The following is a 26,800-nucleotide window of genomic DNA, read 5'->3' on the forward strand; positions in this document are numbered from 1 at the left end:
TTACATTCTAAACAAGCCGAAGCTTGTCTCCTCTACCGGTGCGTTAAGGCAAGCTTTTAGGCTAAGTGCCACCACATCGCGGGTTTTGCGCGGGTCAATAATACCATCATCCCAAAGACGTGCCGAAGCATAAAATGGGTGTGACTGCTTTTCGAATTGATCAAGAATAGGCTGCTTGAATGCCGCCTCTTCTTGGGCGCTCCATTCCTCGCCGCGCGCTTCTTTTCCTGCGCGTGTCACAGTCGCCAAAACGCCTGCGGCCTGTGCACCGCCCATCACTGAGATACGTGCGTTTGGCCACATCCAAACAAACCGCGGACTAAAAGCACGTCCGCACATGCCGTAATTTCCCGCACCATAAGAGCCACCAATAATGACCGTGATCTTGGGCACATTGGCTGTCGAGACGGCGTTCACAAGTTTAGCACCATCTTTGGCAATACCGCCGGCTTCAACTTTTGAGCCCACCATAAAGCCTGTAATATTCTGCAGAAAAAGAAGCGGAATTTTGCGCTGACAACATAGCTCAATAAAGTGCGTTCCCTTCAACGAGCTTTCAGAAAACAGCGCACCATTATTCGCTATAATCCCAACCGGAATGCCTTCAATATGCGAAAAGCCAGTTACGAGCGTTGTGCCATAACGCGCTTTGAACTCATCAAACTCCGAACCATCAACAATACGCGCAATGATATCGCGCACATCATAAGGTTGTTTGGTATCTACCGGAATAAGCCCCATAAGATCCTGCGCAGGATATGCAGGTGCTTTTGCTGTTGCAAGGTTTACATTTGTTTGAGGCGCTTTGCCAAGCGTGCGCACAATCTGGCGGGCCAGTGCAAGCGCATGGGCATCATCTTCGGCCAGATAATCTGCTACACCTGATAGGCGCGTATGCGTATCTGCGCCGCCGAGCGTTTCAGCGTCCACTTCCTCACCCGTCGCTTCTTTGACAAGCGGTGGTCCGGCCAGAAAAATCATGGCCTGTTCTTTGACCATAATTGTCTCATCGCACATCGCAGGCACATAAGCTCCGCCTGCTGTGCAATTGCCCATAACAACGGCGATCTGCGCAATACCCTTCGCGCTCATGCGGGCTTGGTTATAAAAAATCCGCCCGAAGTGATCGCGGTCGGGAAACACCTCATCCTGATTGGGCAGGTTCGCGCCGCCACTATCAACAAGGTAGAGACATGGCAGAAGATTTTCCTCCGCTATCTCTTGTGCGCGAAGATGCTTTTTCACCGTCAACGGATAATAGGTGCCGCCCTTAACAGTCGCATCATTGCACACGATCATGCAGTCGCGGCCTTCCACCTTGCCGATACCAGCAATTGCACCCGCAGATGGAATGTCATCGACATAAACATCCTTGGCCGCAAAGAGACCGATTTCCAAAAACGGAGAACCTGGATCAAGCAACCCTTGAATTCGGTCACGGGGTAGCAACTTGCCACGTTTGACATGCCGTTCTTTTGCACGCTCAGGGCCGCCCTCAATAATGCGGGCAGCTTCTTGAGCCACAATATCATACTGCGCCTGCATAGCTGCAGCGTTATCATCATTGGGGATCGTGATGAATGAAAGGACCGTCATGATTATGCCGTTTCTGTGAAGAGTTCGCGGCCGATCAACATACGGCGGATTTCACTGGTGCCAGCACCGATTTCATAGAGCTTTGCATCACGCAGCAAACGGCCTGTCGCATATTCGCTCGTATAGCCATTACCGCCCAAACATTGGATAGCCTCAAGAGCAACTTGCGTTGCTTTTTCAGCGGCATAGAGAATACATCCCGCAGAATCTTTTCGGCTTGTCTCGCCGCGGTCGCAGCCTTGTGCAACAGCATAAACATAAGCACGGCAAGCATTCATCGTGGTGTACATATCCGCGAGCTTACCTTGCATTAGCTGGAATGTGCCAATTGGTTTGCCGAACTGCTCACGCTCGTGAACATAGGGCACAACAATATCCATTGCGGCGGCCATAATGCCGATTGGACCAGCGGCTAGAACAACACGCTCATAATCAAGGCCTGACATCAAAACATTGACGCCTTTTCCTTCTTCGCCAAGAATGTTCTCAAATGGCACTTCACAATCTTTGAACACAAGCTCGCATGTGTTTGAGCCGCGCATACCAAGCTTGTCGAGTTTTTGTGCCGTAGAAAATCCAGCCATGTCTCTTTCAACCAAGAAAGCCGTTATTCCTTTAGGACCAGCAGCAGGATCGGTTTTGGCATAAACGACCAGCGTTGAGGCATCGGGGCCATTGGTGATCCACATTTTGTTGCCATTGAGCACGAACTTGTCATTGCGCTTTTCAGCGCGCAATTTCATGGACACAACATCGGAACCAGCACCTGGCTCAGACATCGCTAATGAGCCAACATGTTCGCCTGAAATCAGTTTAGGAAGATATTTAGCCTTTTGTTCAGGCGTGCCCCAACGGTTGATCTGATTGATGCAAAGATTGGAGTGCGCACCATAGCTAAGGCCAACAGACGCCGACGCACGACTTATCTCTTCGATAGCAACCGCGTGGGCAAGATAGCCCATATCCGAGCCGCCAAGTTCTTCTGGCACAGTAATACCGTGCAAGCCGAGAGCACCCATCTTTTCCCACAAATCTGCTGGGAAATTATTCGAAGCATCTATTTCTGCTGCACGCGGTGCGATCTCATCCTGTGCAAAGCGCCGTACCATATCGCGCAATGCATCGATTTCTTCACCAAGGCCAAAATCCATTGTTTGGTTAAACATTATTCTCTCCCATTATGCTTTTGTAACGGCGGTTAATCCAACCGACCCCATAACCATGCCAACGTATAAATCTTCAATTTTCTGCTGAGACAGGCGTCCGCCCGAGCGATACCAAGTATTGACACCTGTCAGCATCGCTAGAATTGCCATCGCGGCCACATGGGGATCAGAAGCACTGAACGTGCCCTCATCGGCTCCATGCCTTAAAATTGTTTTGGCTATATTCTCGTAAGTGTGGCGCTTACGTTCGATAATTCGAAATCCCTGATCTTCCAGAGAGCGCAGTTCCATATAAGATAGGAAAACTTCGTCGGGCCTGCTGATATGATAGCGGATGTGGAAGCGAACAAAACGTTCAAGCGCTGCCGCAGCATCTTCGTCGCGCACTTCATTATTCCAAGCTTCCAGCAACGAATCCATATGGTTATTTAATAGGGCGACCAGAATTTCCTGCTTGTTGGGATAATGCTGATAAATCGCACTTGCTTGCACACCAACAGCCGCAGCTATCTGGCGCATTGAAACTGCCGCATACCCAAAACGTGCGAACAATTTGCACGCTTGTGTGAGTATTGCTTCTGCAGTGATACTTCCAACTGAACCGACTTTACGCGCCATTGTAAAATCCACAATTAAATGAACGTTCGTTAAATTAATCTAACGCTATATGATTGTCAAGCAATCACACAGTGGACCTGACATCATATATTTTTTGAGCTAGCGCATATCCACGATGACTTTGCCGTCATCAATCATTGTACCGCGATCAACCAAAGTCACTTTTGTTTTGACATGGCAAATTTCACGAAACAGGTTTGAAATCTTTTCAATCGCAGCCGCCTCACCGGTCGCTGTGAGCTGGTTTTCCATTTCACAAAACAACATGATGTCGTCTTTCTCATTGTCGCGATCAATCACCAGCCTCACACGTTGAAGCCCATCAATTGATTGGCACAAATGATTCAATTGTGTCGGGCGAACAAACATGCCTCTGACTTTCGATGTCTGGTCCGCGCGTCCAAGCCATCCAGCAAGCACCGGCCCTGTTCGCTCACCAATGGCAGCGCTTCGGTCTTCAGGTTGAATAAACGAAGAAAGATCGCCCGTACCAAAGCGGATGAGCGGATAATCTTCGCGCAATGTCGTGACAACAACCTCGCCCACAGCGCCAAATGGCATTGCTGCACCTGTTTCAGGATCAACGATTTCAACGATCACATCTTCATCGACAATCAGCTGACCGCTTGTATCGACTTCATAACCAATCAAACCAAGCTCAGCCGTCGCATAGCACTGGCGCACATTTACATTCGACTTTTCAAAAAACTCGCGCAAACCCGGCGTTAAAGCACCGCCGCTCACAATCGCTTTTTTAATTGGAACTGGACCACGATCTGCAGCTTGGCAGGCTTCCAGTAATGTTTTCAGAAAGTCTGGCGTACCTGCGTAAGCGACAGCGCCATATTGGAAAATTGCAGTAATTTGTTGCTCTAACTGTGCATTGCCAGCTGGAATGACGGAACAACCAATTGAGCGAGCGCCCGAATCAAAAATCCATGCACCGGGCGTCAAATGATAAGAAAAAGTATTGTGAACAATATCACCGGCCTCAAAGCCAGCAGCTATCATTGCACGGGACGCACGCCAAAATTCAGGCTTCATAAAGCCCGGCTCATGAATGGGACCAGGCGAAACAAATAAATAATCAGCAATTGTGCCATCAGCAACGATGCCGCCAAATGGCGCCTCATTGCGCTGGATCGCAATCAAATCTTCTTTTCTTAAAATAGGAAGATTTTGCAAGTCGTCCCACGCAGCAACTGGCTTCTTGCCGCTATAAGCACGGGCGTAATATTTATTATCAGCCAATGTCGATAATTTTGACGTAAGTGCACTGAATTGAGAAGCGCGTCTTTCTTCTTGCGTTTGATACTCGCGCGGATCATCCACATCCATGGGCAGCACTTTTCTGAACGGTTCCATGATTTTTCCTTAAAGCCACCGCTTGCGACGCTTGAATGATTTTATGTTTTTGAAGCTTTTGCGTTCGCCGCTACCGCCGAGATAGAATTCTTTGATATCTTCGTTCTCGCGCAATTCAGCCGCCGTGCCATCAAGCACAACCTTGCCGTTCTCCATGATATATCCATGGGATGCGCAGCTGAGTGCCATTGCCGCATTTTGTTCAACGAGCAAAATTGTTACGCCGAAATCACGATTAAGTTTCTTAATGATGCCAAAGACTTCTTTGACCAGAAGCGGCGACAAGCCCATCGATGGCTCGTCCATTAAAATAAGTTTCGGGCGGGCCATCATAGCGCGGCCAATGGCTAGCATTTGCTGCTCGCCGCCAGATAGATATCCGGCCAATCCAGTGCGCTCTTTCAAGCGTGGAAAATAAGAATAAACAAGATCAATATCGTCAGCAATATTGGCGCGATCTTTGCGTGTGAAAGCGCCCAATTTAAGATTTTCTAGCGCGGTCATATCCTGAATGATACGGCGGCCTTCCATAACCTGCGAAACACCAGCGCGCACTGTTGTATCTGGCTCTTGATTGCTGATTATCTGGCCATCAAACTTGATATCGCCGCGCGTAATTTTACCATCTTCAGACTTTAACAAACCGCTGATTGCTTTTAGTGTGGTGGACTTTCCAGCGCCGTTAGCGCCGAGCAAGGCGGTAATTGAACCGCGCTGAACTTCTAAGCTCAAACCACGAAGCACGAGCACATATTCATTATAGACAACCTCAATGTTGTCGACTGCCAATAAGATATCATTTTCCATGGCTACTGCTTTCTTGGGCTCAGTGGCGACCTGTAGCATTTCGCTTGCTCCGGGTTGTAAGAAGGTATTGCGGCCGGATGATCCGGCCGCAGATCGATATTTTAGTAACCAATCCAGTCATCACGACGTGGAAGCTCAACCGTAGAAATTTTCTCGATTTGCACCTTGCCGTCGATCAAAGAACCTTTGTTCACAGATACAGTTGTTGTGCCGCGATGGTCTTTTTCAGTCCATGTTGATGGCTCACATACGCCTTCCAAACCAACTGGAACCCAGTCCGTTTTTGCGTACATGCCGTTGCGAATATTTTCGCCCGTTAAACCACCATTGGCTTTCGCCCACTCCATTGCCTCTTTCATATAAAAGGCACTACAAACGCCGCGAATGTAATGGTGTGTTGGTTTTTGAGATTTATCGGAAGTACCTTCCTCATACATCTTTCTGACCAAATCCATACCCGGTGCATCCGCTTCCCAGAATGGAGATGCTGTTGGGAAAATATAATCTACAGCACCAGATGCTTCGACGGTCAAATAGTCACCGCCCCAAATATTGGCCATGTAAGTGACATCCGCACCAACGGTCTTACAAGACTTCAAAAGCGAGACAACAGAGCCGCCGAGGTTCGCCACGAAAGCATAGTTTGCACCAGAGTCTTTGATGGTTAGGCACTGCGCTTTAAAGTCACCGGGGGCCATAGGCACCACGATTGGGTTAAGCACTTCAAGTCCAAGCTCCGTAGCATATTCTGCACATGCTTCTTTGGGTGCATTTGGATAAGGGTGGTTATCACCTAGATGCACAAATTTAGGGTTTCCAAGGCCCTTTTCCTCAGCATCAGTCTTTGCCCACTGAACCATTGCACGGCATGCATCTGAATAGCTTGGGCCGTAGAAAAAGTTATACGGCGCAGGCTTTGTTGTTTTTGGGTTGATGCCCGTCGGATCGGTCAGGTGCCCTGAATAAGAAGCGGACCAAGTTGGGATTTTGTCTTTCGCAACAAAAGAGATAAGGGCTTCGGTATCGCCTGTACCCCAACCTTGTAATCCGACCATCTTGCCATTGGATGTCCAGCGTTTGTATGTCGCAATCGCTTGCGGCACTTTATAAGCATAGTCGATTTGTTCTAGCTCAATCGTCGTACCATCAATACCGCCATTTCGATTGATGTACTCAACTGCATCCTTGATGCCTGGGCCGTAAAACTTGCTAACGAAAGCCGTTGGTCCAGTATAGTCAACCAAATTGCCGACAAAGATACTGTCTGGCTCGCTTTGCGCATAGGCAACAACACCGCCCAACATTGTAACTGATGCAAGACCAGCCATTATAAATGAAAACTTTTTCAAGATATCCTCCCATTATGCATTTAGGTGGCAACGACTCTCCCAAGCAGCCGCCGGTGAAATCCGTTTTAATAAGAGAACGGATATAGCTTTATCGATTTGCGGATTTGACCAATGCGATGCGCGATCCCCTCCGGTTCGAAAATCAAGAATAAAATAATGACGGTACCGACCGTGATCTGCTCGACATATGATTTGCCGTTTTCAATTATCCCAAAGACTGATGGTCCAACCGAGATCAGAAAACCGCTAATGATTTGAACAAGTTGCGGCAAGAGTTCGATAAACATCGCACCAAGGAATGCGCCTGGCACCGAGCCAAGCCCACCGATGATAATCATCGCCAAGAAGTTGATAGAAAGAGCAATTGAGAAAGTTTCAACCGACACAAATTCGATGTAATGCGCATAAAGTGCGCCAGCCACGCCTGCAAAAAACGACGAGATACCAAAGGCCAAAATACGATATTTTGTAAGGTTGATGCCCATGATTTCAGCAGAAAGATAATGATCGCGTACCGCAACAAGCGCGCGGCCATCACGCGAGCGTTTTAGGTTGGCAACCGTAATCATCGAAATGACCGCCCAAGCCAGCACAACATAGAAATATTTCTCATCCGTATCGAGCGGAATACCGAAGAAATCCGGCTTTGATGCATCGACACCATAACCATTGGTGAACCAAGTGGCGCGAGAAAAGAAATCGACCAGAATAAACTGTGATGCCAGCGTTGCAATGGCGAGATACAGCCCTTTAATACGCGCTGCCGGTAGGCCAAAAACCATACCCACGATTGCCGTCATGACACCCGCAAGTGGGATAGCAATCAGGACAGGAACACCATAATTATTGGCCAAATAGGCCGATGAGAATGCGCCAAAGCCATAGAACGCCGCATGGCCCAAACTAATCTGTCCGGTCATGCCGACAAGGACATTAAGGCCCAGTGCAGAAATACCAGAGATACCGACAAGAATAAGCAAGTTAACAACGTAGCTGCTCATCAAAACAGGAGCCAAAATCATCACAACAAGCGCGACAGCGGCAGTCCAGCCGATCACCTTAGTCTGAAATAAATATTGGTCTGTTTTATATGTTGTTCGGAAGTCACCGCATGGGCGAAGTGCTGTCGATCCCATGATCAGATCCTCTCAATGTCGCGGGTGCCAAACAGGCCGTAAGGCTTGATGACCAAAATGATGATTAGGACGTAGAACGGCGCGATAGTGTAGAGATTGCCCCACTGCAGATATTGGCCATCTACAAACTCGGCAAAGTTTTCCAACAAGCCGATAATGACGCCGCCAACGATAGCGCCAACAATGGAATCCAGCCCGCCGACAATAACGGCTGGAAACACTTTGATACCAATCACGGCAAGCGATGAAGACACGCCGCTGACGATGCCAATAATGATGCCAGCAATGCCAGAGACAACCGCTGAGATTGCCCAGCTCATGGCAAACACCTGCCCAACAGAAACGCCAAGACTTTGGGCCGCTTGTTGATCATAGGCGGTCGCGCGCATCGCAAGGCCGTATTTTGAGTATTGGAAAAAAGCGTAGAATAGCGCCATCACGAAGAAGGAGAGAACCAAGCTCATGATGTAAGCTGTTTCGACTTGCAGCCCGAACAGAGATACGTTTTCAACGGGGAATATCTGCGGGAAGCTGGCGCTTGAATTTCCGAAAGTCCAATTCAAAACCGACTGCATGATAATCGACAGAGCGATTGTCACCATGATGATCGAAATGATCGGTTCGCCGATCAATGGCCTCAAAATTACCGTCTGTATAAGGATGCCGAAGATGGTCATAAAAACCAGCGTAAACGGAAAAGCGACATAGAATGGCAGTCCAGCTTTAACGACCATCGCTAGACAAACCCATGCACCCAGAACCAAAAATTCGCCCTGTGCAAAGTTTACAACCTGCGTGGATTTGTAGATCAATACAAAACACATGGCGACAACGCCATAGAGCATGCCAACGATCAATCCATTTGCCAGTAATTGTGTGAGAAGAAACCAGTTCATGTTATTCTCCTATTCCGCGGCTACAGGCAGAACAGGCACATCCTGACCAGGCAAGTCGCGAACGGCTATAACGGTCTGGATGCGCTGCTGGGAGCCATCTTGGAAGGTGATCATCGTGTCGATATCGACATATCCTTTGTCCGAATAAATCGTATCGATAATGTCAGCGTATTTTTCAGCAACGACAGAGCGTCGCACTTTGCGGGTTCGCGTAAGCTCACCGTCATCGGCATCAAGTTCTTTATAAAGCAGAACAAATTTCTTGATCTGCTGCGCTTCGGGAAGCGTTTTGTTGATTTCGGTGATTTCCTTTTCAATCAATTCATACACTTCAGGTCGAGACGATAAGTCAGTGTATGTGGTAAAGGAAATACGTCGTTTCTCGGCCCATTTAGCCAAGATCGAATAGCGAATGCAGACGATTGCCGCCAAATGATCGCGCCCTGCCCCTAAGATTACAGCTTCGCCGATATAAGGACAGAATTTCAATTTGTTCTCGATGAATTGCGGCGAGAACCTCAAACCGCTTTTCATTTCGGCAAGATCCACGATGCGGTCAATCACGACGAGGTGGCCGTTTTCATTGAAGTAACCTGCATCACCCGTGAGCATCCAGCCGTCGACAATGTCCTTCTTGGATGCTTCTTCATTATTGTAATATCCAAGGAACATATTGTTGTGACGGGTAATTATCTCACCGATGCCTTCAGCATCTGGGTCTTTGATTTCAACTTTGACTTCGTCGGTAAACGGCACGCCTACCGTGTCAAAATCAACATCGCCTTGCTTATGAATTGTATAAGCGCCCAAGAGTTCCGTCTGGCCGTAAAGCTGGCGCAGAGGAACGCCCATTGCGAGGAAGAACTTGAATGTATCAGGCCCAAGTGCTGCGCCGCCCGTCGCAGCCGATGTCACACGGCTGAGGCCAAGACGGTCTTTTAGCGCATTGAATAAACATAGTCTTGCGCTGGCAGACGTTCTGCCTGCCTCAAACGCATTGATGCCGCGTTTGGAAAAATAATCATACAGCACACGATTGATCCATGATGAATCCATCATCCGCGCGCGCACGGTAGCAACGATATCTTCCCAGACCCTTGGCGCGAAAAGCACGAAGGTTGGGCCGATCTCACGCATGTCCGACATTGATGTTTCTGGAGACTCAACAAAGTTGACCGTCATGCGCGAAATAAGCGACATGCCCACCGCATAAATTTGCTCCATGATCCAAGGCATAGGCAACGTGGACACATATTCGTCCATGTGAGTTTTCGGGTCGACGGTTAGATAATCATGACAGTGATCAATAACACTGCGCGCTGACAACATCGCAAGCTTCGGGTTGGATGTCGTGCCCGATGTGGCGCAAAGAATGGCGACATCATCACCGTTCGAGTTTGCGACGAGCGTATCATAGAGTGATTGATCTTTGGCATGAAGCGCATCGCCCATCTGGCGCAAATCTTCTAATTGCAGCAAACGCGGGTCTTCATATTTGCGCATACCGCGCGGGTCTTCAAAGATGATTTTTTCAATCGTCGGACATTCATCCGCAAGGTTCAAAAACTTGTCGACCTGCTCTTCATCTTCAGCGAACACAAAGCGTGTACCTGCATAATTAATCAGATAAGCAAGCTCCTGCTCCATCAGGTCACGGTAAAGGCCAAGCGTGCAAGCACCGCATGCTTGCGCAGCAACTTCACCCGCAACCCAGTCAGGGCGGTTGTCGCCAATAATACCAACAACATCGCCTTTTTTAATGCCAAGCTTGGTAAGCCCCAGCGCAATGCGGCGCACATTATTGTTGTAGTCTGCCCATGTTTGAGAGACCCAAATACCGAAAGTCTTTTCTCTTAAAGCTGTCTCGCTTGGAAAATTCTTTGCATTATTAGCAAGCAATTTCGGCAACGTGTTGAGGCCATCCCCTTTGGTGGAAATTTTGCTCATTATGCCACCTCTTTTTGCGAAGCGGTTTCAGGCTCATCGTCAAAGTCAGCACCGAGATAGGCCTTTTGAACATGATCATTCGCCATGACTTCTTCAGGCAAACCGTCACAAACTTTCGAACCAAAATCTAAAACCATCACACGGTCAGAGATATCCATAACAACACCCATGTCATGCTCAATCATGATAACAGTCATGCCGAGCTCCTGATTGAGATCGACAACGAAACGGGCCATGTCCTCTTTTTCTTCCATATTCATGCCAGCCATTGGCTCATCAAGAAGAACAAGTTTTGGGCCCAGAGCGATTGCTCGCGCCAGCTCAACACGCTTACGCAAGCCGTATGACAAGGTGCCAGCCTGTGCATTGCGAATGTGCTGAATTTCAAGGAAGTCGATAATGTCTTCTACATGGCGGCGATGCTCTAGCTCTTCCTTTTGAGCGCCAAACCAATAGGCCATACCGGTTAGAAAATTGTTTTTCAAAAGGTGGTGACGACCAACCATAATATTGTCGAGCACGGTCATATGATCGAAAAGCGCAAGGTTTTGAAATGTGCGCCCAATGCCTATTTCTGGTCGCTCACTTGTCTTGCGACCAAGCAGTTCTTCACCAGCAAATTTGATAGACCCTTTATCGGGCGAATAACGTCCTGATATGCAATTTAGCATAGACGTTTTACCTGCCCCATTGGGGCCAATTATGGAAAATAGTTCAGCTTCTTTGACAGAAAAACAAACATTCTGAAGTGCTTTAATACCGCCAAATGACAAACTGATATCGTCAACCTGCAAGAGCATATGACCAAGTCCTCCCAAACTTTCATCTGTAATACTCAAGTAACATTGCACAAGAATTTCAGGAATATTGCGAAATGTTGCAGTTTAAAAAACTGCTCTACAAACGAGGTATTTTCCATGTAAGTGTGGCATCTTATGAATGGCATCTCAAAGGAGTTTCAAACACGTGCGCGCTGAGGATTCAAAAAAAGCACGGGATTTGGCGGCTGAAAACCTTGTCGTTCAACAAGGCATACAACTCATTCAGCAAGCGCTTTCTATTTTTGACAGTGACATGAAATTGTTGGTTTATAATCAACGGTTTCTGGAAATGTTTGACCTTCCAGAAGAGTTGATTTTCCCTGGACTTTCGTTCTTGGATTTGACTTTATTTTTAGCACGTAGAGGTGAATTCGGTCCCGGCGATCCTACCGAATTAGCGCATGACCGTGTGGAGCGCGCAAGCCGATTTGAAGCGCACTACTTCGAACGTTCGCGTCCCAATAATCGCAGAATTTCTGTTGAAGGACACCCGCTTGAAGATGGTGGCTGGGTTACAATCTATTCCGACATTACGGAGGCTTGGCGCAATGAACAGGTGCTGCGGGCGCGAAGCGACGAACTCTCCGATAAATTGCTTCGCCGTACAGGACAATTATCCGAGACAAACCGTACATTAGAAGCAACAAACCGTGCATTGTTGAAGGCAAAATCTGAGCTTGAAATTTCAGAGAATCGTATACGGGCCATAACGCGCGCTGTACCAGCGCATATTGCTTATATTGATACGACCTTCACCTATCAATTTTCCAACAATCGCTTCTCTAGCGTCATGGGCATTGATCGTCATGACCTTGTTGGCAAAACAATATCTGGGGTATTTCCAAAGCGAATTGCCAATTTAATCATACCGCAGTTGAAAGCCGCCTTTGCTGGCAAAACTGTGACTTTTAGTTATGAGGTTGAGAACGTAAAAGGCGAGATACAATCTGTGCGCACGACGTTCTCACCGGATTTTGGAAAGTCTGGCGTGGCACAAGGTGCGTTCGTTCAATCGCTTAATGTTTCCGCTGAAATGGCGGCTACTGAAATTCAATTACGCGCCAAACGACTGGAAACAACCAATCAGCTGACAAGCGGTATGGCCCATGATTTTTCGAATATTCTCACTGTTATTTTGGGTAATCTTGAACGCCTTGGCAAACATGTCGACGAACCACATAGAGAGCTTTTGCGTTCGACTGAACAGGCGGCACGGCGCGGAACGCGTATCATCGATAATTTGATGTCCTATGTGTTTAGTCAAAAACTGGATTCAAAAGCCACGAACATTTCGAGACTGCTTCGTGATCTTATCCGTCTATTTGCCTCTTCTTTGTCTAATTCGATTTCCATACAGCTCGACATTGAGACCGAAGATATAGTCTTGCAGTTAGATGAGGGTGCCTTCCAAGATGCCCTCCTCAATTTGCTGTTTAATGCGCGCGATGCAATTGAAACGCACGACGGCGAAGGCGTTATCACTGTCACAGCTAGATTAGAGAGTTCTGCAAATCAGCAAGCTGGTATTTTGATCTCTGTCAGCGATACAGGACAGGGCTTTTCTCAAGATGCTATTTTAAAAGGAACCGAACCGTTTTTCACAACCAAACCTCAGGGCAAAGGCACAGGTTTAGGGCTTTCAATGGTTCATGGATTTCTTGAACAATCAGGCGGATGGCTTCAGCTAAAAAATGGCACAAATGGCGGTGGGCAAGTTGACTTATACATTCCCATAGAGCGCGCGGAGCAATCCAATACTGCGCTTGACCAGCCCCATTTTGAAACCGAAGGACACCTCATTCTGATTGTTGATGATGATCCAGAAATGCGCACACTCATTCGTAATTATCTTGGTGATTTGGGATTGCCCTGTCTGGAGGCAGACGGGGCAGAAGAAGCGCTGACGCTTGTTAAACAAGTTGCGGAAATTACCGGCGTTATTAGCGATATTATTATGCCGGGCACATTAACAGGTGTCGACTTAGCCGCTCAATGGAGGCAGTATCACCCAGAGCTGGCAGTCTTACTAATAAGTGGTTTGCCGCGCCAACATAAATTGCTGCAATCCGCACGCGAAAACCACACAATACTGCGCAAGCCATTTGATAAAGATGTATTCAAACAAACCCTTATAAACGTTCTCACGAGTTAGTTGATGGTTCACGAATGACAAATCCAGCCGAAGGCAAGATTGCAATCATAGAGGACGATCCAGATATTGCAGCGAACATACAAATCGCTTTGATGGACTATGGTTTCGACTGCAAAATCTTTTCAAGTGCCGCGCAATTTTATGCCAATATCAATGATATGAAACCGGATTTATGCTTGGTCGATCTTGGCCTGCCAGATCAGAACGGCCTTGATGTAATCAAGAAACTGAATGAGAGTGGCAATATTGCGAGCATCATCATATCCGGAAGGCGTGCTTTAACGGATAAAATCGTGGGTCTGGAAATGGGCGCCGATGATTATATTTCCAAGCCATTTGAGACAGCTGAATTGGTCGCCCGTGTGAGAACTGTTATGCGGCGGGTCAGCAAAACCCGCCATACGAATGATAAGGCCCGCCAACCATCCAAAGCCAAATTCGATAATTGGACCCTCGATATGGTCAATTACACATTGGCTCATCAAGATGGGACCAGTACACAATTGAGCATGGCCGAAATGGACATTATGAAAATGTTTCTTGAGGGAACGAACCGTCTTTTCTCGCGTGCCCAGATTTTAGATAATCTAAAACTTGATCCAGACCAGAATTTTGACCGCTCTATAGATGTGCGTATTTCGCGTTTGCGAACAAAGCTATGCGAAAGCACGCAAGCACCCAAATTTATTAAAACCGTTTATGGCGGCGGCTATATGTTTGTCGCCAATGTTGAATGGGTGACGTGATTTTAATGAGCGCTTCGGCCCGGCACTTCGATAGTGGTTTTTCCGTCTTTTTTGGTAATGACCGGTTCGACAGGCTCAACTGTTTCCCGCACCAGACCTCTTATGGCTTCATCAACTGAACCGTACTCAGCCAATTCTTTTAGCGTCCAATAAGTTGGTGGCAGTAACAGGCATTCGCTGCGTTCACTCATCGACAGTGCTTGCTTTGGACTAAACCAACTTGCCGAAACTGCTTCATAATTATCGGGAGCAGGAACTTGATATTCTGGCATTCTAGCCAGAAAGAAATAGGTATCAAAACGCTTTGGCATCACCCTTGGTGTTACCCACCGAGAGATCAAATGCAGAGCATCAAAATCAAATGTAAGCCCAGTTTCAATTCCGAACTCATCAATATTAGCGGAATGCTCAACAAGCTGTTTGCGCCATACGGAAAGCTCTGCCACGTCCTGCGCGGTTAATTGCTGGCTATCGCGCTTGGCAAGCAGAACACCAACCTCTTCAAATGTTTCGCGTATTGCGGCTGTTTTGAATCTACCAAGCGGATCATTTGGTAGCAATGCCATATCACCGCTAGAAACCTTACCGCCTGGAAAGACCAAAGCGTTGGGCTGAAAGTCCATCGTCGCTGCGCGGACAGTCATATAGACTTCCACCCCATCGACACCATCTCGCAGCAACACAATTGTTGCCGCATCAATAGGCGTTACAATGTCTCTTACAGCTTCTGCTTTAACATCCATTGATTTAGCGTTCGATGGCGATGGACATTCCCTCACCGCCGCCAATGCAAATGGATGCGATACCGCGCTTTAGACCTCGGTCTTCCAGCGCGTTCAAAAGTGTAACGATAATGCGTGCGCCCGATGCACCAATTGGATGTCCAAGTGCACAGGCACCACCGTTCACATTCATCTTTTCATGCGCGATAGAAAAGTGCTGCATGAACACCATAGGCACAACAGCAAAGGCTTCGTTAACCTCCCACAGATCAACATCCTCAACAGACCATCCGATTTTTTTCAGCAAGTTTTCCGTTGCGCCAATAGGTGCCGTGGTAAACCATTGCGGTTCGCGTGCATGGGAAGCATGGCCGATAATTCGTGCGCGCGCAGTAAGGCCTTGCGTCTTTGCTTCTTCTGCGCTTGTTAAAACAATCGCAGCTGCCCCATCAGAAATTGACGATGCATTTGCTGCCGTAACCGTACCGTCTTTATCAAAAGCAGGTTTTAACTGACGAATTTTTTCTGGCCGTGCTTTTTGTGGTTGCTCGTCGTCAATATATTCTATTTCGCCACTGCGAGATTTAACAACAACCTTCGCGATCTCTCGCGTAAATTTACCTGAAGTCTGTGCCTCTTGCGCACGGCTTAAAGATGCCAGTGCATAATCATCCTGTGCTTCACGCGTCAGTTGATATTTGGAGGCGCACATCTCGGCAAACTTGCCCATCAGCGCCCCTTTTTCATAGGCATCCTCCAACCCATCAAAAAACATATGATCGATAAGCTGGGTATGACCGAGCCGCGCACCATTGCGACTGTTCAAGGATAGATATGGTGCTCTGGTCATGCTTTCCATACCGCCAGCCACGATAGTTTTCGCTGTGCCTGCAGCGATTTGATCGCAGCCCAAGGCAACAGCCTTCATGCCTGAACCACATACTTTGCTAATCGCTGTACATGGTACATCAAGCGGAATATTTGCAGCGATGCTTGCTTGGCGTGCCGGTGCCTGACCGACGCCAGCAGGCAAAACAATGCCCATCAAAACCTCATCAATATGGCTGGCAGAAAGTTTGCTTTCTTCCAGTGCAGCAGCAATAGCAATGCCGCCAAGTTCAGGCGCGCTCACGGTTCCAAGAGCACCTTGAAATCCGCCCATTGGTGTGCGCTTTGCGCCCGCGATAACAACATCGGCCATTGTGATTTCCTATCGTCCTTTAAACGCAGCTTTACGCTTTTCAGTAAAAGCTACCATGCCTTCGGATTGATCTTCTGTTGCAAACAATGAATGGAACACGCGCCGTTCAAAGAGAATGCCTTCTTGCAGGGAGGTTTCCAGCGCACGCTCCACACTCTCACGCGCTAGCAATGTAGATGCCTTACCAAAACCTGCGATTGTTTCAGCTATTTTGAGCGTCTCAGATACAAGCGTGTCATCGGGGAAAATACGTGCCACAAGATTGGCTTCCAAGGCTTCGGCAGCGTTCATCATCTTGCCGGTCAAAATCATATCCATGGATTTGACCTTGCCAACCAGCTTGGTCAAACGTTGCGACCCACCCATACCTGGAATGACGCCGAGTTTAATTTCAGGCTGACCAAATTTTGCGCTTTCACTGCAATAAATAATATCGCACATCATCGCCAATTCGCAGCCACCACCAAGTGCAAAGCCGGAAACTGCGGCAATTTTAGGCGTACGCAGCTTTGCAAAAGCATCCCATCCGGCAAAGAAATCCTCATGGAATACATCCATGTAATCCTTGTCAGACATTTCTTTAATATCGGCACCAGCGGCAAATGCTTTTGGTGATCCCGTTATAACAAAGCATCCGACATTTGGATCGCGGTCATACGGTTTTAGCTCCGTTGAAAGCTCATTCATCACTTGGCTGTTCAAAGCATTGAGTGCTTCTGGCCGATTAAGCGTGACGAGAACAACACGTCCTGTTTGTTCAATTTTGATGAGTTCAGGCATCGAAATCTCCTCGTCCAGCTGATTTGAAATGTTCGAGCGCTGCAGAGAAATCTCGCCCACGGCCGTTTGCATCAACAAATTTTTGATAAAAGCCAGCTGCCCGTGCGCCCATTGGCGTGTCCGCATTCACAAGCTCTGCAGCTGATTGAGACAGCAACAAATCTTTAAGCATCAGCTCGGCAGCAAAGCCCGGTTTGTAATCATTATCCGCAGGGCTTTGAGGCCCGACACCCGGCTCTGGACAATAAGTATTGACTGACCAACATGAGCCTGAAGATGTCGATACAACATCAAATAATTTTTGAGGGTCAAGCGATAGTTTTTCGCCAAGAGCAAACGCTTCACAAACACCGATCATCGAGATGCCAAGGATCATATTGTTACATATTTTTGCCGCTTGCCCTGCACCGCCCTCACCGCAATGGACAATTTTTCCGCCCATTATATCAAGCAGTGGTTTTGCCATATCAAATGCGTTCTGACTGCCACCAGCCATGAAGGTCAAACTGCCAGCTTGCGCACCACCGACACCGCCCGACACGGGCGCATCGACGCTCAATACGTTTTTAGAAGAACAAGCGACATGCACAGCGCGCGCACTTTCAATATCAATTGTTGAACAATCAATCAGCACGCTCGATGCTGACATGAGCTCAAGCGCTTCGTTGCAAACATTTCTAACGATCTGCCCATTTGGCAGCATCGTTATAACGCAATCCATATCGGTAACGGCCTCATTGATGGATTGAACCTGCTTTACACCTTCTGCCGTTGCACCTGCTGCATCCAGACCAAAAACTTCATGTCCTGCCTTGGCGAGTTTGGTCGCCATGGGCGCGCCCATATTTCCAAGGCCAATAAAACCAATACGCATAATCATTTCCTCCGTTAAAGCTTCAAAACGCCGCCTTCGGGCGCTCGAAGCATCGTGTGAACTTGTGCTATCGTGACGTCATTGATTGAAGCATGACGCCATTGTGGATTGCGGTCCTTGTCAATGACAGCGGCCCTAACTCCTTCGAGGAAATCACCGTACTGCATGGCGCGTGAGACAAAGCAGAACTCACGTTTAAGCGCTTCTTCAATCCCCGGCGTGTCACGCGCTTGGCGCACAAGCTCAAATGTTACTTGGCACGATAAAGGTGAACCGCGTTCAATCTTTTCAACGGCATCTATTGCCCACTCAGATTGAGAAAGCTTTAGATCGCTCATCACATCTTCAATCCGCCCGCGTGAGAACACTTTACTGATTTCAGCTTGAATCGTTGATAATTCAGATTTTGAGGGCTTTTTGAACAGGCCTTCAATATCATCAAGATTACCGCTCTCGCAGAGCGTTCTTTTAATTTCGGCCAATGTATCGTTTGGTGCAAATTTATCTGCAAAACCACAGTAAATGGCATCTGCGCTATTCATGTGATAACCAGTTAGACCAAGATATTCACCAAGATAACCTGGCGCATGGGTCAATAGCGATGTTGTGCCCACATCCGGCACCAAGCCGATTGCACATTCTGGCAGTGCAATTTTTGTCTTTTCCGTCACGACACGGTTCGAGCAATGCGCAGATATGCCAACACCGCCGCCCATCACGATGCCATTCATAAATGCGATAATCGGTTTTGGATAACGGCTCATAAAGGCATTGAGACGGTATTCATCACGCCAGTATTTCTGGCCGCTGAAATAGTCCTGCTTCATACCTTGATTGTAAAGGTCAACGATATCGCCGCCCGCACAGAAAGCCGTTTCGCTTTCAGCGTCAATCATAACGCATTTTACTGTGTCGTCTTCGAGCCAGCTTTTCAAAGCAGTTTCGATTTTCAACACCATATCATGCGATAGTGCGTTGAGAGATTTTGGACGTGTTAGTGTAATATGACCAACTGGCCCTTTTTTGCGTATGGAAATATCGGACACTTATCTATTCTCTGCCATTAATGCGCGTGCAGTGATCATGGACATGATCTCATTGGTTCCCTCAAGGATTTTATGAACACGAAGATCACGCACGATTTTCTCAATGCCGTAATCTTCCAAATAACCGTAACCGCCATGGATTTGCAGCGCGTCATTGGCAACATCAAAAGCAATGTCAGTAACAAAGCGTTTTGCCATAGCGCAAAATTTGGTTGCATCATGCGTTTTATTGTCTAGCTTCGATGCTGCTTTGAACAATAAAGCACGCGCCGCCTGCATGCGCATTTCCATATCAGCCAAGCGGAATTGCAAAGATTGAAATTGATCAATCGTTTTGCCAAATGCTTTGCGTTCAGCTGCATAGGCTACAGATTTATCAAGCGCTGTTTGTGCACCGCCAAGCGCAGCAGCTGCAATATTCAAACGTCCGCCATCAAGACCAGACATCGCATAGCTGAAACCTTTGCCCTCATTGCCAAGTAAATTAGCGGCTGGAATGGCACAATCGTCAAATTGTACCTGCGTAGTGGGCTGCGCTTTCCAGCCCATCTTTTTCTCAAACGCTCCGAAGCTTAAACCTTCGGTCCCCGCTTCAACAAGCACCGTAGAAATGCCTTTGGGGCCATCTTCTCCCGTGCGGCACATAACAACATAAAGGTCTGAATAGTTGCCGCCTGAAATGAACGCCTTTGTGCCGTTCAAAACATACTGCTCACCTTTTAGCTCAGCTTTTGTTCGAAGTGCTGCAGCATCCGAGCCTGATCCCGGTTCAGTGAGACAATAGGATGCAACCTTGTCAAAGCTACACAATTGCGGCAGCCAGTTTGTCTTCATTTCATCCGAACCATATTGGTCGATCATCCATGCACACATATTGTGGATGGAAATGAATGCAGCAACGGCCGGGCAGGCCATCGAGAGTGCTTCAAAAACCAACACGGCATCTAGCCGCGTTAAGCCAGAACCGCCATGTTCTTCAGACACGTAAATGCCAGCTAAACCCAACTCGCCAACCTGTTTTAACAGTGATCGAGGAATTGTGCCCTCATGCTCCCATTGAGACGCATAAGGCGCAATATGTTCTTCGCCAAAGGCTTTCGCCATGTCAAAAATTGCTTGTTGTTCTTCAGTGAACTCAAAGTTCATGCCACAGCTCCAGCATTTGTTAGTCTGTTCAATTCATCGTTGGTATTGAGAACTCCGCCCCATCCTTGATACCAGAAGGCCAGCGGGATGTTACTGTTTTTGTGCGCGTATAAAACTTGAATGCGTCAGCGCCATGTTGATTTAGATCACCAAAGCCCGAACGCTTCCAGCCACCAAAGGTATAATATGCCAGCGGAACTGGGATAGGAACATTGATCCCTACCATGCCGATATTGATACGGGATGCAAAATCACGCGCAGCATCACCATCACGGGTATAGATTGAAACGCCGTTGCCATATTCATGGCTCATGGCTAAATCCAAGCCCTCTTCATAGGTTTTGGCGCGCACAACGGATAGCACAGGGCCAAAGACCTCCTCTTTATAGATCGACATGTCTTTGGTTACATTATCGAAGAGACACGCGCCCATAAAGAAGCCGTTTTCATAGCCTTGCATTGAAAACTCGCGGCCGTCTACAACAAGGTCTGCACCAGCTTCCACACCAGCATCGACGTAGCCTTTAACCCGTGCCAAGGCTTCCTTGGTGACAAGCGGGCCGAAATCCGCATCTGAACCAGCTGAATATGGAGCGATTTTCAACGCTTCAACGCGCGGCGTCAATTTTTCCATCAAGCGGTCTGCTGTTTCTTTTCCAACTGGAACGGCAACCGAAATCGCCATACAGCGCTCACCTGCTGCACCATAGCCTGCACCAATCAAAGCATCAGCAACTTGATCGAGATCGGCATCCGGCATGATAATCATGTGGTTTTTGGCACCGCCAAAACATTGAACACGTTTGCCGTTCGCACAGCCGCGCGTGTAAATATATTCTGCAATTGGTGTGGACCCTACGAAGCCAATTGCCTCAATATCTTGATGATCTAAAATACCATCGACGGCTTCTTTATCACCGTTCACAACGTTCAGAATGCCGTTTGGCAAACCAGCTTCAACCATGAGTTCGGCCAGCATCATTGGTACGGATGGATCGCGCTCAGACGGTTTTAAAATAAAAGAATTACCCGCCGCTATGGCAGGGCAAAACTTCCACATCGGTATCATTGCAGGAAAGTTAAACGGCGTAATTCCGGCAACAACGCCGAGCGCTTGCGGCATAGAATGCATATCAATGCCGGGGCCAGCGCCCTCAGAAAACTCGCCTTTCATCATATGCGGTGTGCCGATGCAAAATTCAGCAACTTCTAAGCCGCGGATTACATCGCCCTTAGCGTCAGGCAAAGTTTTTCCATGTTCGCGCGAAAGGGCTTCAGCGAGCTTATCCATATCTCGGTGCAGTAACTGAACGAAATTCATAAATACGCGTGCGCGTTTTTGAGGATTTATCGCAGCCCATTTAGGCTGGGCTGCTTTGGCATTTGCAATTGCATTATCAAGTTCAGACTGGCTGGCCAAGGCAACCTCAGCTTGAACCTCACCTGTCGCAGGGTTGTAGACATCTGCCGTGCGGCCCGATGTTCCAGCAACATGTTGTCCGTCAATAAAATGTCCGATTTGCTTCGTCATACGAGTCTCCAACCATAAAAATCTTTGATTGGGGAATGTGCGAGGGCAAGGATACCGCTTGTTTCGACAGACTATCTAGGTGATCTGTTATCGATATATATACCCGCACGTCCTCCCAAACGTGCATATCGATTAGTAAATAAGTATTTCCAAAGAATTTCACGAATGTTGCGAAATATTGCATGGACATGAGAGCGCGAAGAAAATCACGCTCTCAAAGTTTAAATCTATTTGTCTTTGTACTGATCTCTTAAGATGTTTTTTTGAACCTTACCCATCGTATTGCGTGGGAGTTCTACGACAATTTCATAGCGTTTTGGTTGCTTGAAGCGCGCCAATGACTTGCGCACATTTTCTTCAATCGCAGCGATATTAATTTGCATGCCCTTTTGCGGCACCAAAATTGCAAGAACGCTCTCACCAAAATCAGCATGTGGAACCCCCACAACAGCGCTTTCCAAAACATCAGGTTGATCGTCTAAGATCAATTCAATTTCTTTAGGATAGATATTATAGCCGCCAGAAATGATGAGATCTTTGTTGCGGCCGACAATGGTTACATAGCCGTACTCATCGATTTTACCCAGATCACCCGTAATGAAAAAACCATCGCTGCGAAGTTCTTCTTTGGTTTTTTCAGGCATCTGCCAATAGCCTTTGAATATGTTTGGGCCGCGCACCTCAATCACACCAATATCGCCTGTTGTTACTTCAATTCCCGTTTCAGGATCGCAAACTTTTAGTTCAACACCGGGTAATGGAAATCCAACTGTGCCAGCTCGGCGCTCACCCTCATAGGGGTTTGACGTATTCATATTGGTTTCGGTCATCCCGTAGCGCTCTAGAATACGGTGTCCCGTGCGGTTTTCAAATTGAATATGCGTGTCAGCCAAAAGCGGCGCTGATCCCGATACGAAAAGGCGCATATGCGAAACGCGATCTTTCGTGAAACGCTCATCATCTAACAGGCGCGAATAGAAAGTCGGCACACCCATCATTGAGGTTGAACGCGGAAGATTTTCAATAACTTGATCAATGTCAAACTTCGGCAAAAAGATCATTGATCCACCTGCTGCAAGCGTAATATTGCAGGCGACAAACAGGCCGTGTGTGTGAAAGATCGGCAACGCATGCAGCAAAACATCTTTTGATGTGAACTGCCAGTAATCAACCAATGTGAGCGCATTTGATAAAAGGTTGTCCTGCGTCAGCATCGCGCCTTTGGAACGTCCCGTTGTTCCTGACGTATAAAGAAACGCTGCTAAATCATCACCGCTACGTTCAACAGTATCGAAATCATCAGACTGGTCTTGTGCTATATCGATGAAACTTCCGGTCCCATCGCCATCCAACGTTTCAAGCCGTGCGTTGTAAGTATCGGCAACAGCAACCAGACCCTGTCTATTCTTCGATGAACAGAGCACCAATTTCGCGCCGGAATTACCGACAAAATAGTCAACTTCATCGGCTGTATAACCGGTATTGAGTGGCAAAAAGACAATGCCAGATTGAACACATGCTGCATAAACGGCCAGTGCTTCGGGCGATTTGTCGATTTGCACGGCAAGCCGGTCCCCAGCCTCAAGATTTAGGCTGCGGATTGCATTAGCAAAACGTGCTGTCATTTTCAGAAAAGCATCGTGCGAAAGCACCGTATCATCGCCAAGATATAAGAAAGGCGTGCTCTTGCCAGCGTGTTTTCCAAAGAGCTTATCAAAAAGAGGGTTGGTCATGAATAGCGCCTTCAGCTGTTTTCTTTTTCTATTGATGCAGTGCTTGTAAATTGCCGTGCTAATTGCTGCGCGCGCGGCGTCGCAACGACAGACTGTTGCGTGGCATAAGCTTCGTGATTTTCTGCAATTTTCTTCAAGTCGTAGAGATAATTGACCATTGCACCGCCGGACTGTTCTTGCCCCTTTAATGACGGATCACCATTGGCGTGGATATCATGAACAAGAGCACCATTGTTTAAATGGAAGCGTGCAACAGGGTCCTTAGCATGACCGTTGTTAGCCTTTGCCGTTAACAGATAATGGGCCGCCAGTTGGGCGCGCTTTTCATCGTCATCAAGCTGCGCTTCACAATCATTATCTTTAGCGTAACGGCGCAAATTCGGAATTGGCGAAAGCGTAACAAAAGTCTTCAATTGCGGAAGCGTACGCGATAATTCTTCGACAACCTGTTTGATCAATGAGTTGCCAAAAGAAATTCCTGCAAGCCCTTTTTGGCAATTTGAAATAGAATAAAATACTGCTGTATCAGCAGATGACGCTTCAATGGGTTCATGATTAGCATCAAGCAATGTCGGTATTGATTGTGCGATGCCTTTGGTTAAGGCGACCTCGACGAAAATAAGAGGCTCATCTGGCATTGCAGGATGGAAAAATCCAAAACAGCGACGGTCTTCAGGTTGTAGCCTGCTGCGAAGATCATCCCAACTTTCAATTGCATGAACCGCCTCATAAGCGATAATTTTTTCAAGAATATGCGCTGGGCTTCGCCATGAAATTGGCCGCATGACGAGGAAGCCACGGTTAAACCATGACTGAAACAAATGGCGAAAATCGCTATCCACGCGTCCAAAAGAAGCGCCCTCTTTTACAAATCGCAGCAAGTCCGCACGCATATCCACCAGCCGTGCTGTACCGCTTGGAACTTGGTTTAAACGCCGCGCAAGTTCTTGCCTCAAAGGCTCAGCCTTCTCCATCAAGCTATTGTAAGAAGCCTTGTCGTTCGTTTCACGATAAGCCTCCAAAGCCGTACTCAAACCATCAGTATCGATATCCATATCATCGGCAAGGAACTCAAAGAATTCGCGCTTACCCGCATCGTCCATATCGTCATAAAGATCGAGAATTCTGCACGCCATTGAAGAGCCTGAAATCTCACCATGGCTGCCAAGCAGGTCACGGCACAGATCTTCAATGTCCTGCTCGCTTGCAAATCTTCGAATGGCAAAGGGCAAAGGGCGCCGCTCGAATATGCCTGCTAGAAGATCAGAAAGCAGCGTCATGTGGCTACCCCCATCACAACATCAGGCAACCAAGTTGCAATGCCTGGGAAGATGCACAAAAGGATAATCGCGAAAATCATGCAGGCTACATAAGGCAGTGAACCGAGCAAGATGGTTTTCAAAGATATGTCCGGCGCAATGCCGTTGATCACATATAGATTAAGACCAACCGGCGGTGAAATAAGGCCGATTTCCATATTGATCGTTAAGATGACAGCGAACCAAATAGGGTCAAAACCTGCCGTTGTTATGATCGGCAACAAAATCGGTGCGGCCATTAAAATCACCGCGACAGGCGGCAGAAAGAAACCGGCGATCAATAAAAACACATTGACTGCACCCATCAATACCCAGCGGTTGACCTCCAATGTGCCAATCCACTCGGCGATCGATTGTGTGATAAACAAGCTTGAAAGCATATAGGAAAACACGCCTGCGGCAGCGACAATGAACAAGATCATGACGCTCTCTTTGGTGCTATCACGAAGGATAACCCAGAGGTCACGCGGGTTCCACAATTTGTAGATCACCATTGCGATAATCACACATAAAAGAGCGCCAACGGCGGCAGTCTCAGATGGTGTCGCCACGCCGCCATAAAGGGCATAAAGCACGCCAACGATGATTACCAGAAATGGAATGACGCGCGGCAGAATTTCAAAGCGTTCCTTCCAGCTATATGAACCAGCTGTGAGCACCGCAATATTGCCGGAACGCCATGTCGAATAAATCGACCACACCATAAACAAAGCGACAAGCAACAATCCAGGAAGAACGCCCGCTAAGAACAAACGTCCAATCGATGTTTCAGTCGCAATGCCATAAACGATCATTGTCACGGATGGCGGGATTAAAATACCGAGTGTTCCACCTGCTGCAATTGAGCCAGCCGCCACGCCATCTGGATAACCGCGCTTGCGCATTTCCGGAATGCCCATTTTGCCAATTGCCGCGCATGTGGCAGGGCTAGAGCCTGACATGGCTGCAAAGAGTGCACAGGCGCCGAGATTGGAAATCACCAAGCCACCTGGAATGCGGGTTAGCCAGCGTTCAAGCGCTTCATAAAGGTCAGCACCTGCGCGTGTGGAAGCGATGGATGCGCCCATAATGATAAACATCGGAATAGACAAAAGCGCAAAATTATCGAGTTTACCGAATAGAATTTCTGGAATTAATTCCAACGAGCGCATTCCGTCAAATACCATCAAGAATGCTGCGGAAACCATTAACAAGCCGAGTGCGACTGACACGCCTGAGAATAAAATGATGATGGTTGTAATGGCAACGATCAGCCCAAGGAGAAGCGGGTCCATTATTTGTCCTCCAAACCGAAAGGCTTATCTATTTTTAAAATGACGGCAACCAGATCGGCGATCAGTTGTAGTAAGAACAATCCAAAACCAACAGGCAAAGCCAAATAAGGTATCCAAAGGCGAACACCCCAAATTGTATCTGACTTCCAATTTCGCTCATACGTCAAATGCCAATGTTCAAAGCTGTACCAAAGAATAACCGCGACCATTAATGCCGAAAGACTAAGCGTGAAAATCGACATAATTAGGCGTGCTTTATTGGAAAGCGCTAATGGCACCAGATCAACATTCACATGACCGCGCAGACGCTGCACATAGGGTAGCCCAATAAGCGTCGAACCGATAGCAAGGTAAATAACAGCTTCCGTTTGCCATACGGTTGATCCGTTCAAGACAAAGCGGATAAAAATCATCTGACAGGTGATGACAACTGCCGACATAATCATTGCCGCCGAACACCAGCCAGCGAATGTGGATATTGCAGCAACCGCACGCAAAAACGGGTTGCCTCCCGTACTAGCGGTGGCAGCTGAGCTATGGCTCACCATATGATATTTCCTTAAATTTATTCATGG

At 47.6% G+C, this 26,800-nt stretch carries 23 protein-coding genes and 2 pseudogenes; 4 read left to right on the top strand and 21 right to left on the bottom strand.

The genetic code is table 11. From position 1 onward, the window contains the following. From C504_RS0106460 to C504_RS0106505, 10 genes are all read right to left on the bottom strand, one after another. Positions 1–1,596 carry a carboxyl transferase domain-containing protein gene (locus C504_RS0106460; protein WP_018688502.1) on the bottom strand — a complete coding sequence of 532 codons (1,596 nt, stop codon included), beginning with the start codon at positions 1,594–1,596 and terminating at the stop codon, positions 1–3. A gap of 2 nt (positions 1,597–1,598) precedes the next feature. Then, on the bottom strand, positions 1,599–2,747 hold the full coding sequence (locus C504_RS0106465; RefSeq protein ID WP_483756895.1) for an isovaleryl-CoA dehydrogenase: 1,149 nt from the start codon (positions 2,745–2,747) through the stop codon (positions 1,599–1,601). Positions 2,748–2,774: 27 nt separating this feature from the next. Then, positions 2,775–3,380, bottom strand: coding sequence for a TetR/AcrR family transcriptional regulator (locus C504_RS0106470; RefSeq protein WP_018688504.1), 606 nt, complete (start codon positions 3,378–3,380; stop codon positions 2,775–2,777). 99 nt (positions 3,381–3,479) lie between these two features. Then, positions 3,480–4,745 carry a phenylacetate--CoA ligase family protein gene (locus C504_RS0106475; RefSeq protein WP_018688505.1) on the bottom strand — a complete coding sequence of 422 codons (1,266 nt, stop codon included), beginning with the start codon at positions 4,743–4,745 and terminating at the stop codon, positions 3,480–3,482. A gap of 9 nt (positions 4,746–4,754) precedes the next feature. Continuing rightward, on the bottom strand, positions 4,755–5,591 hold the full coding sequence (locus C504_RS0106480; RefSeq protein ID WP_018688506.1) for an ABC transporter ATP-binding protein: 837 nt from the start codon (positions 5,589–5,591) through the stop codon (positions 4,755–4,757). Positions 5,592–5,653: 62 nt separating this feature from the next. Then, on the bottom strand, positions 5,654–6,880 hold the full coding sequence (locus tag C504_RS0106485) for an ABC transporter substrate-binding protein (protein ID WP_018688507.1): 1,227 nt from the start codon (positions 6,878–6,880) through the stop codon (positions 5,654–5,656). Positions 6,881–6,966: 86 nt separating this feature from the next. Then, entirely contained in the window at positions 6,967–8,037 is a 1,071-nt protein-coding gene (locus C504_RS0106490) for a branched-chain amino acid ABC transporter permease (protein WP_018688508.1), read from the bottom strand. Positions 8,038–8,039: 2 nt separating this feature from the next. Further along, on the bottom strand, positions 8,040–8,933 hold the full coding sequence (locus C504_RS0106495) for a branched-chain amino acid ABC transporter permease (protein WP_018688509.1): 894 nt from the start codon (positions 8,931–8,933) through the stop codon (positions 8,040–8,042). A gap of 9 nt (positions 8,934–8,942) precedes the next feature. Beyond that, positions 8,943–10,880 (bottom strand): AMP-binding protein, encoded by a 1,938-nt coding sequence (locus C504_RS0106500; protein ID WP_018688510.1) that lies wholly within the window; start codon positions 10,878–10,880, stop codon positions 8,943–8,945. Next, positions 10,880–11,680, bottom strand: a complete 801-nt coding sequence (locus C504_RS0106505; protein WP_018688511.1) for an ABC transporter ATP-binding protein — start codon at positions 11,678–11,680, stop codon at positions 10,880–10,882. The genes C504_RS0106500 and C504_RS0106505 overlap by 1 nt, the downstream gene beginning before the upstream one ends. Before the next feature lie 166 nt (positions 11,681–11,846). Here C504_RS0106505 and C504_RS17350 point away from each other — a divergent pair, with 166 nt between their 5' ends. From C504_RS17350 to C504_RS19085, 4 genes and pseudogenes are all read left to right on the top strand, one after another. Beyond that, positions 11,847–13,853: a PAS-domain containing protein gene (locus tag C504_RS17350; RefSeq protein WP_018688512.1), complete on the top strand. Its 2,007-nt coding sequence runs from the start codon at positions 11,847–11,849 to the stop codon at positions 13,851–13,853. Between the two features lie 92 nt (positions 13,854–13,945). Further along, positions 13,946–14,161 (top strand): annotated as a pseudogene (locus C504_RS19075) (response regulator); the annotation flags it as partial. Continuing rightward, a pseudogene (locus C504_RS19080) lies at positions 14,135–14,237 on the top strand (DNA-binding response regulator); the annotation flags it as partial. The pseudogenes C504_RS19075 and C504_RS19080, both read left to right, overlap by 27 nt. Before the next feature lie 74 nt (positions 14,238–14,311). Further along, positions 14,312–14,599 carry a winged helix-turn-helix domain-containing protein gene (locus C504_RS19085; protein ID WP_425393373.1) on the top strand — a complete coding sequence of 96 codons (288 nt, stop codon included), beginning with the start codon at positions 14,312–14,314 and terminating at the stop codon, positions 14,597–14,599. A 2-nt stretch (positions 14,600–14,601) separates the two neighbouring features. On the opposite strand, the gene C504_RS17355 is transcribed toward C504_RS19085, so the two are convergent. From C504_RS17355 to C504_RS0106570, 11 genes are all read right to left on the bottom strand, one after another. Further along, positions 14,602–15,342, bottom strand: coding sequence for an NUDIX hydrolase (locus C504_RS17355; protein WP_018688514.1), 741 nt, complete (start codon positions 15,340–15,342; stop codon positions 14,602–14,604). A gap of 4 nt (positions 15,343–15,346) precedes the next feature. Beyond that, a complete protein-coding gene (locus tag C504_RS0106525; RefSeq protein WP_018688515.1) occupies positions 15,347–16,522 on the bottom strand; it encodes a thiolase family protein in 1,176 nt (391 codons plus the stop codon). Between the two features lie 9 nt (positions 16,523–16,531). Then, positions 16,532–17,302, bottom strand: coding sequence for an enoyl-CoA hydratase (locus C504_RS0106530; RefSeq protein ID WP_018688516.1), 771 nt, complete (start codon positions 17,300–17,302; stop codon positions 16,532–16,534). Then, a complete protein-coding gene (gene mmsB, locus C504_RS0106535) occupies positions 17,295–18,182 on the bottom strand; it encodes a 3-hydroxyisobutyrate dehydrogenase (RefSeq protein WP_018688517.1) in 888 nt (295 codons plus the stop codon). Before mmsB ends, C504_RS0106530 begins: the two co-directional genes overlap by 8 nt. An 8-nt stretch (positions 18,183–18,190) precedes the next feature. After that, complete coding sequence (locus C504_RS0106540) at positions 18,191–19,222, bottom strand: enoyl-CoA hydratase/isomerase family protein (RefSeq protein ID WP_018688518.1); 1,032 nt, start codon at positions 19,220–19,222, stop codon at positions 18,191–18,193. Next, a complete protein-coding gene (locus C504_RS0106545) occupies positions 19,223–20,368 on the bottom strand; it encodes an acyl-CoA dehydrogenase family protein (RefSeq protein WP_018688519.1) in 1,146 nt (381 codons plus the stop codon). Between the two features lie 28 nt (positions 20,369–20,396). Beyond that, positions 20,397–21,899 carry a CoA-acylating methylmalonate-semialdehyde dehydrogenase gene (locus tag C504_RS0106550; protein ID WP_018688520.1) on the bottom strand — a complete coding sequence of 501 codons (1,503 nt, stop codon included), beginning with the start codon at positions 21,897–21,899 and terminating at the stop codon, positions 20,397–20,399. Between the two features lie 227 nt (positions 21,900–22,126). Next, positions 22,127–23,632, bottom strand: coding sequence for a malonate--CoA ligase (locus tag C504_RS0106555; protein WP_018688521.1), 1,506 nt, complete (start codon positions 23,630–23,632; stop codon positions 22,127–22,129). A gap of 11 nt (positions 23,633–23,643) precedes the next feature. Next, positions 23,644–24,912 carry a malonyl-CoA decarboxylase gene (locus C504_RS0106560; RefSeq protein ID WP_018688522.1) on the bottom strand — a complete coding sequence of 423 codons (1,269 nt, stop codon included), beginning with the start codon at positions 24,910–24,912 and terminating at the stop codon, positions 23,644–23,646. Then, entirely contained in the window at positions 24,909–26,225 is a 1,317-nt protein-coding gene (locus C504_RS0106565; RefSeq protein WP_018688523.1) for a TRAP transporter large permease, read from the bottom strand. The genes C504_RS0106560 and C504_RS0106565 overlap by 4 nt, the downstream gene beginning before the upstream one ends. Beyond that, positions 26,225–26,773: a TRAP transporter small permease gene (locus C504_RS0106570; RefSeq protein ID WP_018688524.1), complete on the bottom strand. Its 549-nt coding sequence runs from the start codon at positions 26,771–26,773 to the stop codon at positions 26,225–26,227. Before C504_RS0106570 ends, C504_RS0106565 begins: the two co-directional genes overlap by 1 nt. Between the last annotated feature and the right edge of the window lie 27 nt (positions 26,774–26,800).

The organism is Ahrensia kielensis DSM 5890 (assembly GCF_000374465.1).
In the GTDB taxonomy this organism is placed as follows: Bacteria; Pseudomonadota; Alphaproteobacteria; order Rhizobiales; family Rhizobiaceae; genus Ahrensia; species Ahrensia kielensis.